At 68.1% G+C, this 13488-nt stretch carries 12 protein-coding genes; 2 read left to right on the top strand and 10 right to left on the bottom strand.

Annotated features, from left to right (window positions below):
* Window positions 1–20 precede the first annotated feature (20 nt).
* Window positions 21–1142, top strand: coding sequence for a phospholipase A (locus ABIS05_RS12555; protein WP_348013325.1), 1122 nt, complete (start codon window positions 21–23; stop codon window positions 1140–1142).
* Here ABIS05_RS12555 and ABIS05_RS12550 read toward each other — a convergent pair.
* From ABIS05_RS12550 to ABIS05_RS12520, 7 genes are all read right to left on the bottom strand, one after another.
* Window positions 1123–1866: a GntR family transcriptional regulator gene (locus tag ABIS05_RS12550; RefSeq protein WP_348013324.1), complete on the bottom strand. Its 744-nt coding sequence runs from the start codon at window positions 1864–1866 to the stop codon at window positions 1123–1125. The genes ABIS05_RS12555 and ABIS05_RS12550 overlap by 20 nt on opposite strands.
* A 42-nt stretch (window positions 1867–1908) precedes the next feature.
* Window positions 1909–2730, bottom strand: coding sequence for an ABC transporter ATP-binding protein (locus tag ABIS05_RS12545; RefSeq protein WP_348013323.1), 822 nt, complete (start codon window positions 2728–2730; stop codon window positions 1909–1911).
* Window positions 2731–2735: 5 nt separating this feature from the next.
* Entirely contained in the window at window positions 2736–3575 is an 840-nt protein-coding gene (locus ABIS05_RS12540; protein WP_348013322.1) for an ABC transporter permease, read from the bottom strand.
* A gap of 4 nt (window positions 3576–3579) precedes the next feature.
* A complete protein-coding gene (locus tag ABIS05_RS12535) occupies window positions 3580–4572 on the bottom strand; it encodes an ABC transporter substrate-binding protein (RefSeq protein ID WP_348013321.1) in 993 nt (330 codons plus the stop codon).
* Between the two features lie 408 nt (window positions 4573–4980).
* Window positions 4981–5364, bottom strand: a complete 384-nt coding sequence (locus ABIS05_RS12530) for a VOC family protein (RefSeq protein WP_348013320.1) — start codon at window positions 5362–5364, stop codon at window positions 4981–4983.
* Window positions 5365–5556: 192 nt separating this feature from the next.
* Window positions 5557–6060, bottom strand: coding sequence for a hypothetical protein (locus ABIS05_RS12525; protein WP_348013319.1), 504 nt, complete (start codon window positions 6058–6060; stop codon window positions 5557–5559).
* Window positions 6061–6214: 154 nt separating this feature from the next.
* The gene (locus tag ABIS05_RS12520) at window positions 6215–6847 is read right to left on the bottom strand and encodes a CAP domain-containing protein (protein ID WP_348013318.1); all 633 of its coding nucleotides are present in this window, start codon (window positions 6845–6847) and stop codon (window positions 6215–6217) included.
* Between the two features lie 280 nt (window positions 6848–7127).
* Here ABIS05_RS12520 and ABIS05_RS12515 point away from each other — a divergent pair, with 280 nt between their 5' ends.
* On the top strand, window positions 7128–8687 hold the full coding sequence (locus ABIS05_RS12515; protein ID WP_348013317.1) for an alpha-L-fucosidase: 1560 nt from the start codon (window positions 7128–7130) through the stop codon (window positions 8685–8687).
* A 12-nt stretch (window positions 8688–8699) separates the two neighbouring features.
* Here the strand turns inward: ABIS05_RS12515 and ABIS05_RS12510 are convergent, their stop codons facing one another.
* Genes ABIS05_RS12510 through ABIS05_RS12500 form a run of 3 tightly spaced genes read right to left on the bottom strand, consistent with a single transcriptional unit; the run spans window position 8700 to window position 13242 of the window.
* Window positions 8700–11009: an ATP-dependent DNA helicase gene (locus tag ABIS05_RS12510; RefSeq protein ID WP_348013316.1), complete on the bottom strand. Its 2310-nt coding sequence runs from the start codon at window positions 11007–11009 to the stop codon at window positions 8700–8702.
* Complete coding sequence (locus ABIS05_RS12505) at window positions 11006–12214, bottom strand: DNA polymerase IV (RefSeq protein WP_348013315.1); 1209 nt, start codon at window positions 12212–12214, stop codon at window positions 11006–11008. Before ABIS05_RS12505 ends, ABIS05_RS12510 begins: the two co-directional genes overlap by 4 nt.
* A gap of 47 nt (window positions 12215–12261) precedes the next feature.
* A complete protein-coding gene (locus ABIS05_RS12500; protein WP_348013314.1) occupies window positions 12262–13242 on the bottom strand; it encodes an aldo/keto reductase in 981 nt (326 codons plus the stop codon).
* Between the last annotated feature and the right edge of the window lie 246 nt (window positions 13243–13488).

Here is a 13488-nt window from a genome sequence, read left to right as displayed (position 1 = left end):
ATGACCTCCCGGAGTTTTTGATGCGTGCCCCGCCAACCCGACACCCCTTTCATGCCTGTGGCGCCCTGGCGCTGCTTGCGACCCTGGCGCCGCCGCTGGCCGCGCAGACGCCTGCCAACCCCGCGCTGGAGCCCTGCGTTGACATCGGCGCGCCGGCTGACCGCCTGGCCTGCTACGACAAGGCCATGGGCCGAGCGCCCGCGCCGGCTGCGCCACCCGCCTACGCCGAGAACCCTGCGGGCGGCGCGCCTGCCCCGTCGACCTCGCTGCTCGCACCCAAGAACGCAGCGGTGGCCGTGGCCGCTGAAAAGACCGAGCCCAGCAGCCTTCTGTCCAAGTACTGGGAGCTGGAGCCGCAGGACAAGCGCGGTGTCTTCAACTTCGTCGGCTATCGCGCCAACTACGTGCTGCCGATACACCTGACCAGCCGCATCAACCGCTCGCCGCAGTCGCCCAGCCAGGCGGTGGTCGAGTCGCCGAACTACAAGCGCGAGGAGGCCAAGTTCCAGCTCTCGCTGCGCACCAAGCTCGCCCAGGACGTGCTGCTGCCCGGTGCCGACCTGTGGGCCGCCTTCACGCAACAGGCCATGTGGCAGATCTGGAACGGCAAGGACTCCAAGCCCTTCCGCAATGCCGACTACGAGCCCGAGCTGATCTATGTGGTGCCCACGCCCGAGAGCGTGCGCCAGCTGCCCTTCGGCTGGCAATGGCGCTACACGCAACTCGGGCTGGCGCACCAGTCCAACGGGCAGTCTGACCCGCTGTCGCGCAGCTGGAACCGCGTCAACCTCGTGGCGGGTTTCGAGCGCGGCGACTGGTCGCTGATCACGCGCTTCCTGAAACGCCAGAAGGAGGGCGCGGACACCGACAACAACCCCGACCTCGTCGGCTTTCGCGGTCGCGGCGAGTTCCAGCTGAACTGGGCGCACCAGAAGCACACCGCGCAACTGCTCTACCGCACGACGCTGAAGGATGCCAAGTACGGCGCCCTGCAATTCGAGTGGACCTATCCCGTCTTCGGCGACCAACCGAATGGCCTGCGCTGGTATGTCCAGGTGTTCCGCGGCTACGGCGAAACGCTGACCGACTACAACTTCCGCCAGACCAGCGTGGGCGCCGGCTTCAGCTTCCTGCAGTTTTGAGGGCGAGCTTGGCCGCTACCTTGGTCGCCGTCTTCTCGCGCGCCTCGTGCAGCGTGGCCAGCGTGATCTTGCGCACCTCGGCCTTGCTCTGCTCGACATGGCTGCGCAGCAGCAGCTGGGCCTGCTCGACCTTGCGCTGCATCACCGCGCGCAGGATCTTGGCGTGCTCGGCGTAGGTGGCCTCGATGCGGTGGCCGCGCGTGAAGTCGAGGTGGCGAATGATGCGGATCTGCTCGGTCACGTCCCAGTGCACACGCGCCATCTCGGCATTGCCGGCGGCGCGCACCAGCGTGGCGTGGAAGGCTTCGTCCAGCCGGCCCACCTCGCGGGCGTCGCTCAGGCGCTCCGTGGCCGGCACCAGCCAGATGGCCTTCAGCGACTCCAGCTCCGGTGGCGGCGTGCCGGTGTGGGCGCACAGCCGTGACACCGCTGCCAGCTCCAGGATCACGCGCAGGTCGTAGAGCTGCTCCAGCCGGCCGAAATCGATGGGCCGCACGGACCAGCCCGACTTCGCCTCCACGTCGAGAAAGCCCTCGTTGCGCAGCTTGAACAAGGCCTCGCGCACCGGCGTGCGGCTGACGCCCAGGCGCTGGCTGAGTTCGGCCTCGGAGAAGCGGTCGCCCGGCACCAGCTGGAAATCGTTGAGCTCGGCCTTGAGTTGGGCGTAGACCTGTTCGCCCAGGTTGGCGCGGCCGTTGGCGGAAGGGTCGATGGGATGCCGCATGGCACCGATGTTAGCGAGGCCGCCGCGCGCCCACGCCCATCGTCAACGCCGCACCTCGCGCTGGAAGATCTCCAGGCTCTGCTTCTTGGCGGCAATGAAGCTGGGCTCCGACAAGGTCGCGACCGTGCGCGGCCGCGGGTCGTCGTACTTCAGGATCTCGGCCACCTTGGTCGGGCGCTTGGTCAGCAGCAGCACCTCGTCGGCGAGGTAGACGGCCTCTTCCAGGTCGTGCGAGACCAGCATCATGGTCGTGCCTGTCTGCATGAAGACCTCCTGCAGCTTCTCGCGGATGAAGAGCGTCATCTCGAAGTCCAGCGCCGAGAAGGGCTCATCCAGGAACAGCACCTCGGGCTCGGGCGCTAGCGCCCGCATGATGGACGCCGTCTGCTGCTGCCCGCCCGACAGCTCGTACGGGTAGCGCTTCAGGTCGAACTTGACGTCGAAGCTCTCCACCAGTTCGGCCATGCGCCGGTCCACCTCGGCCTTGCTGCGGCCTTCCATCTTCAGCGGGTAGGCGATGTTGTCGATGGTGCGCATCCACGGGAACATCGCCTCGCGGTAGTTCTGGAAAACGTAGCCGATCTTGGTGTCCTTCAGCGTCTTGCCGTCGAACAGGATCTGGCCCGAATCGATGGGAATGAGCCCCGCGATCATGTTGATCAGCGTGCTCTTGCCGCAGCCGTTGGGGCCGAACACGGACACGATCTTGTGCTTGGGGATGTCGAGGTTGAAGTCCTCGTACAGCGGCCAGCCGGCGAAGTATTTCGTCAGCCCGCGGATGGTGATGTGGGTGCCGGCCGGGCCGGGCTGGAAGGGGCGTTGCGGCACGTCGGCCACGACGGGTGCATTCAAGACGGCAGTCATCGCATTCACCTCCCACTCCAATGGACGATCCTGCGTTCGAGCACCAGGAACAGGATGTTGAGCACATAGCCCAGGATGCCTGCGGCCAGGATGGCGGCGTACATGGTCTTCACGTTCAGCACCTGCTGCGCGTCGATGATGCGGTGGCCCAGGCCGTTGTCCGAGCCGATGAACATCTCGGCCACGACGACGATCACCAGCGCCATCGACACCGCCGAGCGCAGGCCGACGAAGCTGGGCTGCAGGCTCTCCCACACCAGCACGTCCTTGAAGATCTGCCAGCGCGACGCGCCCATCACCTTGGCGGCCATAACTCTTTGCTTGCGCGCATTGATGACGCCATAGGCGCTGTTGAACACGACGATCAGCAGCGCGCCGAAGGCGGCGATGGCGATCTTGTTGATGTCTGACACACCGAAGATCAGCAGGAACAGCGGGATGAGTGCTGACGACGGCGTCGAGCGGAAGAAGTCGATCAGGAACTCGACGCTGCGGTAGGCGCGCTCATTGCTGCCCAGCAGCACGCCCAGCGGCACGCCGATGACTGCGGCAATCAGGAAGGCCTGCACCGTGCGCCACACGGTTGTCGCAAAGTCCAGCAGCAGCGGCCCGCCGGCCAGGCCCACCACCAGCGTCTGCAGCGTGGCCAGCGGCGGCGGCAGCAGGATGGGGCGGATCAAGCCGAAGCGCACCACCAGGTCCCAGGCAATGAACAGCAGCAAGGGCCCGATGAAGGGCAGCAGCTTGGCGGCGTTGAAGCGTGGCAGGCGCACGGGAGGCTGGCCTTCGGCGGCGGGTGCGCGCCAGGGCTGCGCTGCGACGGGGGTTGGGTCCACGGTGGTCATGGCCTCATGCCTTGTAGAGCAGGGAGGCCACGTCCAGCTTTTTCTCGAACACGCCCTTCTCGGTGAACAGGTCGAAGAACTTCTGGAAGGCCGCCACGTCGCTGGGCGTGAACTCGTTGTAGAGCATGTAGGAGGCCAGCGGCACCTCGCCGGTGAGCGGGCCTTCGATGGCGGTGTAGCCCTTCAGGAAGGCGCGCGCCTGCGCCGGGTCCTTGCGGACGAGGTCGATGCCGCGGGCATAAGCCGAGATGTACTTCTTCGTCTCCGCCGGGTGCTTCTTGATGAACTCGGTCGTCAGCGTGGCCGAACCGCCGTGCCAGGGTGCGAGCGGGTCGCCGAGGATGTACTTGGCGATGACACCGGCCTCCAGCACGCGCGTGGTGCCGTTGAGCCGGCCCACGGTGCCGGTGGGCTCCAGCGTGTAGACGGCGTCCACCTGGCCGGCCGCGAGCGCGGCGACATGCTGGCCGATGGGCAGCTCGGTCACCGTCGTGCCCGCCGCGCCCGCGCGCTCCAGGACAGCCAGCGCCAGCGTCTTGTTCTGGATGCCGGGGCCGCTGGCCACGCGCTTGCCCTTCAGCTCGGCCAGCGTCTTGACGGGGCTGTCCTTGGGCACGAGGAACTGGTCGAGCACGTACTTGGCGTTGCTCGGGTTGGTGGCGATGATCTTGAAGAGGCCGGGCGATGCGATTTCGCCCACGCCGAGGTTGCCCGAGCCCGTGCCGTTGGAGCTGCCGTCGCAGCGGCCGGCGAGCATGGCCTCCATCACCTGCTGCGCGCCGGCGAACTTGATCGCCTCGACGTCCAGCCCGGCCTCCTTGAAGTAACCCTTCTCCACAGCCGCATAGAACGGCAGCCCCGCCGCCACCGGCCAGTAGCCGATGCGGATCTTGGGCGTCTGGGCGCGCACCAGCGCGGGCGCGCCCAGCGTGGCTACGGCGGCGGCCGCGCCAAGCAGGGTGCGGCGCTGGGATTTGATCGACGGCGAATGGGTCATGTTCGGCTCCTGGTTTGAATGGGGCTGGCCTGCTGCTCGCGGCGGGTGCAATCTGGTATACCGATTGGTACTCAAGCATTGAGCGTGCCAGTGGGCGATGCGCTTCGTTGACTTGGCGGTTGTCTGGGCGTCACGTTCGGCATGGCCTGATCGGCGGCGTTTCGCTGGTCTTCCGTGCGGCCCTGCGTGCATCAGGATGGGGTGGCGATGCACCGGCTTGCTGCATGCCCGGCGGAGCCGGGTGCCCTGCAATGCTCAAAGCCCAGGGCCGCGCCGAACTCACTTCGCTACGCTCCGTTCAAACAGGCGGCACGAACGAACAGCCAACAGCCGAAGCAGCCGAAGCAGCCGAAAGCAAAAAGGCGGGTCTCCCGACCCGCCTTTTGCGCTTGAAGAACTGGCTGTGGCTCAGCTGCCGGCCGGCGGCTCCCAGAGTTCCACCTTGTTGCCCTCGGGGTCGATGACCCAGCCGAACTTCCCGTACTCGGACTCGTCCACCTTGTCCTGCACGTCGCACCCCTCGGCCCGCAGCGCTGCCAGCAGCGCGTGCAGGTCCGCGACACGGAAATTGACCATGAAGGGCGCGGTGCTGGGCGCGAAGTAGTCGGTGTCCGCCTTGAACGGCGTCCAGAGCGTCATCCCGGCGCCGGGTGGGTTGTCGTCGGCCCACTGGAAGGTGGTGCCGCCCCATTCGCTGACGTTCAGGCCGAGGTGGCGCTGATACCAGGCGTTCAACGCCTTGGGATCTTTCGCTTTGAAGAAGATGCCGCCGAGGCCGGTGACGCGTTTCATGGAAAGCTCCCAAAGGTTGGCATTTGGGCAGCGTAGCCTGCGCGCTGTCTTGGCTCAACCCGGGGCCTCCCCTCTGCTCAGGCGCCTGCCGGCCGGTCCGGTTTTCGGCTTGGCAGCGGCAGTGTTCTCGGCCGCGGCAGACGGGGCGCCGCAATCGGCATGCCGGGGTTGGCTGAAAGGCGGCGCAGTTCTTTACCGAACGCCCTGCAACGCCGCGCCGCGTGCGCGCACCACCGGCCAGTTGGCGACGATCTTGGTGCGGGTGAATTCCACTTCGCCCTTTTCCTCGGCGGCCAGCACGGCTTCTTCGGAGGTCAGCGTGTGCGGCGTCACGCCTGCCTTCCAGCGCACCATCACCAGCACCCACAGCGGGCTGTAGGTGGCGTCGGCGTTGGCGCCGCCCACGGGGCGTGGAATGGACGGCAGCACGGTGGCCTGCTCGTCGTTGGGGAACTTGTAGGCCCGCTCAACGGGCATGCCGGGCTTCAAGGTATTGGCCAGCGCCGGCACGTAGTTGATGCCCTGCTTCTTGGCAATGCCGGGGTCGGAAATGTCGGTGCTGACGTAGTGAACGATCTGCCCCTCGAACCACGCCTCCCTCAGCGGCAGCGTGATTTCCTGTGTCTGGGCGAAGACCGAGGCGCCTGCCATCAGAAAGGCAGCGCCCAGCGCGCGGTGGAGAAGAGGGCTTGGCATCGCGGCGTCCTTGAATGGGGGAAGCCGGATTCTTGCGATACGCGCAGGGGCGGCAAGGGCAAAGTGCTCGGTTCAACCACGCCGCCCGTGGTGGTGAACCCTAGGCTGCCTTCACGTCGGCACGGCGCCCGCGCGTCGGGGCAGGCACGGATCGCTAGCGCGGGGTGCCGAAGTCCTGCGTCCAGTACGTCCGATACGTCGTGTTGGCGTTGCCCGCCACGCAGGCCACGCCGATGTCGCGGAACGCCGAGTTCATGAGGTTGGCGCAATGGCCGTCGCTCTTCATCCAGCCGTCCACCACTTCGGCCACGCCGGCTTGGCCGGCGGCGATGTTCTCGCCCACGCTGCTCCACTGGTAGCCGGCGGCGGTCACGCGGGTGCCGAGGGTGCTGCCGTTGCTGCCGGTGTGGTCGAAGAAGTTGTTCGCGACCATGTCGTCGCTGTGCGCGGCGGCGGCCTGCGTGAGTGCGGCGTTCCAGGCGAGCTCGCGTGCCGCCGGGAAGCTGCCCCGCGCGCCGCAGGTGGCGCCGGCGCGCCGGTGCACGTTGACGGCCGCCAGCATCTCGGCTTCGAAGTTGGGCAGGTTGCAGGTGATGCGGGTGCCTGCGGTCGAGGGTGGTGGCGCCGTGGGCGGTGCCGGGACGAGCGTAGGCGCATCGCCTGTCGTGGCAGAACTCCCACCGCCGCCACATCCGGCGAGTGAGAGCAGCAGGGCCAGCGCGGCAACTGTGGTCAGGTGCGGCGCGGTCGCGCGGGAAGCGAAATTTGCGGTAGGGCAGGAGCTCATAGGCCTCGAGCTTGGCACGCAAGGCCTCTCGCCCGGTTACTGGGTGCAGCCGCACGAGGACGGCCGGCAACATCCCCACACAACTCATGTCGGGCCAAGCCACCCTCTGCATGCAATTTGGTCAGGCCAAATGAGATTGCATGCCCCGGTAGTTACCCGGTATATGCGGCCCGTCTGGAGCGTGTCAAATTGCGTTGGGCATTCTGGTATTACCAATTTGGCGCGCCGAACGGTTCAGGCCCCGCACCCCTTTCCCCGACAAAAACTAGGTTCGATCCGCATGTCTTCACTGAGTAAACGCAGTTTCCTGGCCGGCCCGCTGCTGGCCGCCACCGGGTTGGGCGCCGCGCGCCTGGCGCAGGCTCAGGGCTGCGAGCCCGCCGCGCCGGCGGCGTACAAGCCGCCGGCATCCACCGGCCCCTTCACAGCCGCCGCCGATTCGCTGCGCACGTCGGCAGTCCCGACCTGGTTCCGCGACGCCAAGCTGGGCATCTGGTCCCACTGGGGCCCGCAGGCCGTGCCTGCCCAGGGCGACTGGTATGCCCGCCTTATGTATGTGCCTGGCCACCCGCACTACGCCCACCATGTGAAGACCTACGGCCATCCGTCGGAGGTTGGCTACAAGGACATCGTCAATCGCTGGAAGGCCGAGCGTTTCGAGCCCGAGGCGCTGATGGACCGCTACGTCGCCGCCGGAGCCAAGTACTTCGTGTCGATGGGCGTGCACCATGACAACTTCGACCTGTGGAACTCCAAGCACCACCGCTGGAACGCCACCAAGCTCGGCCCCATGCGCGACATCGTCGGCGACTGGGCGAATGCCGCGCGCAAGCGCGGGCTGCACTTCGGCGTGTCGGAGCACCTGGGCGCCAGCCACAACTGGTGGTGGACCAGCCACCAGTGCGACCAGTTCTGGCCCAAGCTGGGCGTGGCCTACGACGGCGCCAAGCCGGAGAACTTCGACCTCTACCACGAGCCGCACGACACGCCGTACCTGAACCGCGGTGGCGACTGGTACACGACCAACCCGAAGTTCCACGAGATCTGGTACCGCCGCGTCGTCGACCTGATCGACAGCCACCAGCCGGACCTGCTGTATTCCGACGGCGGCATCCCGTTCGGCGAGGTGGGCCGGGCCGTGATCGCGCACCTGTTCAACAGCTCGGTGCGCCGCACCGGCCAGATGCAGGCCGTGTACAACCACAAGGCGCTCGGGTCCGGTGATTTCATCGCCGAGGTGGGCGTGCAGGACATCGAGCGCGGCGTGCTGCCCGGCATCAACCCACTGCCGTGGCAGACCTGCACCTCCAACGGCGACTGGTTCCACTCCGAACACGACCGCTACAAGACGCCGGCACAGGTGCTCACGATGCTGTGCGACATCGTCAGCAAGAACGGCAGCATGCTGCTCAACGTGGTGCAACGCGCCGACGGCACGCTGACGGCCGAGTCCGAGACGCTGGTGACCGAGATGGCAGCATGGATGAAGGTCAATGCCGAGGCCATCCATGGCACGCGGCCCTGGAAGGTGTACGGCGAAGGCCCGACCGCCGCAGCCAGCGGCGCCTTCCAGGAAAACGCCGCCTACACGCCGCAGGACATCCGCTTCACCACCAAGGGCGACGCCTTGTACGCGCTGACGCTGGGCGAGCCCAAGGGCATGCTGAAGATCGCCTCGCTGCGGCGTGGCAGCCCGCACGAGGCGCGCGCGGTGCGCCGGGTCGAGTTGCTCGGTGCCGGGCCGCTGACGTTCCGGCAGACCGCGCAGGCGCTGGAGGTCGACATGCCCGAGCGCCTGCCTGGCCGCCACGTCAGCGCGCTGCGCATCGTCCGCGGCTGAACGAACTGTGCGTCACAGCTGCCACCAGGCCGGCAGCAGCGCGCGCACCTCGGTCCGGCGAAAGCGTTGGTCCAGCAGCCAGACCCAGCCGCGGTCGTCTACCGAGCGCAGCACGCGGCCGGCGGCCTGCACAACTTTCTGCAGGCCGGGTACGAGGTCGGCATAGCCGTGGTCAGCGCCGAACATCGTGTCGAGCCGTTCGCGCACCTGCTCCTGCAGCGGCGACACGGGCGGCAGGCCCAGCGTGGCGATGAAGGCGCCGATGAGGCGGGTGCCGGGCAGGTCCACGCCCTCGGCGAACGCGCCGCCCAGCACGGCAAAACCGATGCCGCGCCCATCCTGCACGAAGCGCTCCAGGAAGCCGCGGCGCGCCGCGTCGCCCATCGCACGCGCCTGGCTCCACTGCGGCACTTGCGGGTGGCGCAGCGCCAGCCGCGCGGCGGCTTTGTCGAGGTAGTCGAAGCTGCTGAAGAAGGCGAGGTAGTTGCCGGGATGCTGCCCGTACTGCGTGGCGAGCACCTCCACCAGCGCGTTGAGCGAGGCGTCGCGGTGCTCCCAGCGCGTGGAGAGGTTGGCCACCTGCACCGTCAGGTGCTCGGGCGGGAAGGGCGCGGGCACGTCGATCCACGCCGTGTCGTCGGGCAGGCCGAGCAAGTGGCGCGGGTAGTCGGGCGGGCCGAGGGTGGCTGAGAACAGCGTGACGCTATGACAGCCCTCGAAACGCTCCTTCAGGAAGTGGCCGGGCACGATGCAGCGCACGGAGAGCAGTACGTCGCGGCCGTCGTCCTCGGCTTCGTCCTGCAGCAGCGAGAGGTTGCCGGGCACGCCTGGCGCGGGCCGCGTGGCAGCGCTGCGCTGCAGGTCGCACAGCGAGTGCGTGTCCAGGCGGTCCAGCAGGCGCTGCAGGCTCAGGCATTCGAAATAGAACTCCAGCATGGGCCCCACTTCGAGCGGGTGGTTCTGCACGTACTCGCCCAGGGCGACGTTGACGCGCTGCAGCGCCTCGCCCAGCGCCTCGGGCACCGTGGGCAGCGGCTGGTAGTCGGCGGCCTGCGCGTGGCCCAGCGTGGCCAGTTCCTTGGCCAGGCCGCGCAGCGGCGCGCGCAGGCTGACCGGCGCGTTGGCCAGCGCCTCGCGCACACGCTCCAGGCTCAGGCTGGTGCTGTACATGTCGCGCGTGCGGTCGATGAGGTTGTGCGCCTCGTCCACCAGTAGCGCGAGCTTCCAGCCCTGCGCCTGCGCCAGGCCATAGAGCTGGCCGTGCGGGTCGAAGGCGTGGTGCACGTCGCCCACCACCACGTCGGCCCAGCGCAACAGCTCCTGGCCCAGGAAGTAGGGGCAGACGTCGTGCTTGAGCGCAATGCGGCGCTGGGTCGGCGCGTCCAGCCAGCCCGCCTGCACGGCCTCGGCGCGGGCGGCGGGCAGCTTGTCGTAAAAGCCGTGGGCCAGCGGGCAGGCGTCGCCGTGGCAGGCCTTGGTGGGGTGCTCGCAGGCCTGCTCCTTGGCCACCAGCGTCAGCACGCGCAGTGCCTTCGTCGGCGCGGCCTCGCGCAGTGCGTGCAAGGCCTCCAGCGCGGTGAGGCGGCCGGTGCCCTTGCAGGTCATGTAGCCGATCTTGTCGATCTGCTGGCCGGGCATGGCGCGCAGCAGCGGGTAGAGCGTGCCCAGTGTCTTGCCGATGCCGGTGGGCGCCTGGGCCAGCAGGTGGCGGCCGTTGGCGGCGACGCGGTAGACGGCTTCGGCGAGCAGGCGCTGGCCCGGGCGCAGCTCGCGCAAGGGGAAGGGCAGCAAGCTCAAATCGGCATCGCGCGCGGCGCGATGAGCCGCCTCCTGCGCGGCCCAGGCTTCGAACTGGGCGCAGCGTGCCTCGAAGGCGGCTTGCAGCGCGGCGGCGGTGGCCTTTTCGCGCAGCACGGTCTCGTTCTGCGTGTCGGCATCCACGTAGACCAGAGCCAGCTCCAGCTCGGCCAGGCCGCGGTCGGCGGCGATGAGGGCGCCGTAGGTTTCTAGCTGTGCCCAGTGCAGCGCGCGGCGGTTTTCCGGGATCAATTCGACCGGGCCGCGAATGGTCTTGATCTCCTCCAGCCGGTTCACGTCGGCCTCGTAGCCATCAGCCCGGCCACGCACGCGCAGGTTGCCGCACTGGCCTTCCAGCGGCAGTTCGTTCTCGTAGCCGGGTGAGCGCCGCGCCAGCACGGCCAGCTGGCCCGCCTGGCCCTCCAGCGCCGTGGCCGAGGGCGTGAAGCGGCGGTCCAGGCTGCCGCGCTTGGCAGTGAACTCGCACAGGCTGCGGACCGAGACGGTGTAAGTCCAGGCGCTCAAAACAGACTCAGGTTGTCGGGAGCAGGCATTGTGTCGATGCGCACGGAGGCCGGCGCAGCAAGCGCCTCGCTGGCGTGCACCAGGTTGCCGATGCGCACGCCCATCAGCCGCAGCCGTTTGTCGAACTTGACGCGCTTGAGGCACAGGCCCACGGCGTGGCGGATGTCGGCGGCGCTGGTGATCGCTGACTTGAGTGTCTGGTCGCGCGTGACAGTCACGAAGCCCTCGAAGCGCAGCTTGATGCCCACCGTCTTGCCCGCGTAGCGCTTGCGTTCCAGGTCGCGCGACAGGCTCTCGCAGAGCTCGTCCATGATGCCGCCGAGCAGGGCCCGGTCGTGCACCGCGTGCAGGTCGCGCTCGAAGGTGGTCTCGCGGCTGATCGACACCGGCTCGCTATGCGTGACGACGGCGCGCGAGTCACGCCCGTGCGAGGCCGCGTGCAGCCACTGGCCGTAGCTCTCGCCGAACTGCTCGACGAGCCAGGCAGGGTCGGCGGCGGCAATGTCGCCCACGGTCTCCAGCCCGAGTTTGCGCAACTTGTCGCCCGCCTTCGGCCCGATGCCGTTGATCTTGCGCACGCCCAGCGGCCAGATCAGACGAGGAATGTCGTCCAGCGTCAGCACGGTGATGCCGTCGGGCTTGTCCAGCTCGCTGGCGATCTTGCTGAGCAACTTGTTGGGCGTGACGCCGATGGAGCAGGTCAGGCCGGTCGCGCGGCCGACCGAGTTCTTGATCTCGCGCGCCACAGCCTTCACGCCGCCCAGCGGGTCATGGCCCACGGCGTCGCGCACGCCGGGCACGTCGCTCAGGTCGATGTAGATCTCGTCGATGCCGCGGTCCTCGATGACGGGCGCGGCCTCGGCCACAGCGGCCTTAAAGAGGCGCGAGTACTTGCGGTAGGAATCGAAGTCGGCCGGCAGCAGGATGGCGTCGGGCGCACGCAGGGCGGCCTTCATCAGGCCCATGGCCGAGAACACGCCGAGGTCGCGCGCGGCGTAAGTGGAGGTCGTCACCACGCCGCGGCCGGTGTAGTTGCGCAGCGTGGCGTAGCGCCAGGAGCCGTCTTCCAACTGCTGCGGGGCATCCGCCCGCCGCCCGCCGATGACGACGGCTTCGCTCTTGAGCTGCGGATAGCGCAGCAACTCGACGGACGCGTAGAAGGCGTCCATGTCGAGGTGGGCGATCCAGCGAGGGGGCTGCGGCATGGGGCGGGATTGTCCCGCCCCGGACTGTCAGGCCACGGCAGCAGGCCTTACCAGAGGCCGTGCACCTGCGGTGCGATGCGGCGCTGGTAGAGGTCGGCCAGCGCCTGCATCAGCGGGGCGGGTAGGGCGGCGAGGTCGGCGGCGCTGACGTTTTCGTCCACCTGAGCAGGCGTGCGGCCGCCGGGGATGGCGGTCGTGATGGCTTCGTTCATCAGGATCCAGCGCAGCGCGAGCTTGGCCATGCTCACGCCAGGCGGCAGCAGCGCGCGCAGTTCCTCCACAGCAGCCAGGCCCTGCTCGAAGTCGACGCCCGAGAAGGTCTCGCCCTTGTCGAAGGCCTCGCCCTGGCGGTTGAAGCCGCGATGGTCGTCGGCGCTGAATTTGCTGTCGCGCGTGAACTTGCCGCTGAGCATGCCGCTGGACAGCGGCAGGCGCGCCAGCACGCCGACCTGCGCTGCCTGCGCCGCGGGCAGGAAGACCTCGGCGGGCCGCTGGCGGAACAGGTTGAAGATGATCTGCACAGACTGCACGCCGGGGAACTTCAGCGCGGCCAAAGCCTCGTCGATGCGCTCGACGCTGACGCCGTAATGGCGCAGCTTGCCTTCCTTCACCAGGTCGTCCAGCGCGCCGAAGACTTCGGGCATGCTGTAGACGGCGCTGGGCGGGCAGTGCAGCTGCAGCAGCTCGATGCCGTCGGTGTCGAGGTTCTGCAGGCTGCGCTCGATGAAGGGGCGTAGGTTGAGGTAGCCGTCGGCCACATGCGGGTTCAGGCGCCGGCCGGCCTTGGTGGCGACATGGAAGGGGTCGCTCGGGCGCTCCTTGCGCAGCCGAGCGAGCAGGCGCTCGCTGTGACCATCGCCGTAGACGTCCGCGGTGTCAAAGAAGTTCACGCCACGGTCCAGGGCGTGGTGCAGCGCGGCCATCGCGGCCGTGTCGTCGGTGTCGCCCCAGGTGCCGCCTATGGCCCAGGCGCCGAAGCCGATTGCAGAGACGTTCAGGCCGGTGCGGCCCAGAGGACGGTAGATCATGTGGTTTCCAAACGAAAAACGCGCGCCGGTAGGGCGCGCGATTGCGAAATGGTAGCGCGATCAATGGTCCGCTGCCGGCCCTCGCTTCAAAGCACTTCCGATGCGAAATCGGCGAGCCGCGAACGTTCGCCGCGAGCCAGCGTTACGTGGCCGCTGTGGGCCCAGCCCTTGAAGCGGTCGACTGCAAACGTCAGGCCCGAGCTGCCTTCGGTCAGGTAGGGCGTGTCGATCTGCGCCAGGTTGCCC

Origin of the sequence: Roseateles sp. (genome assembly GCF_039929605.1) — a bacterium.
Classification (GTDB): domain Bacteria; phylum Pseudomonadota; class Gammaproteobacteria; order Burkholderiales; family Burkholderiaceae_C; genus Pelomonas.
This window is presented reverse-complemented; position numbering and strand designations above follow the sequence as displayed.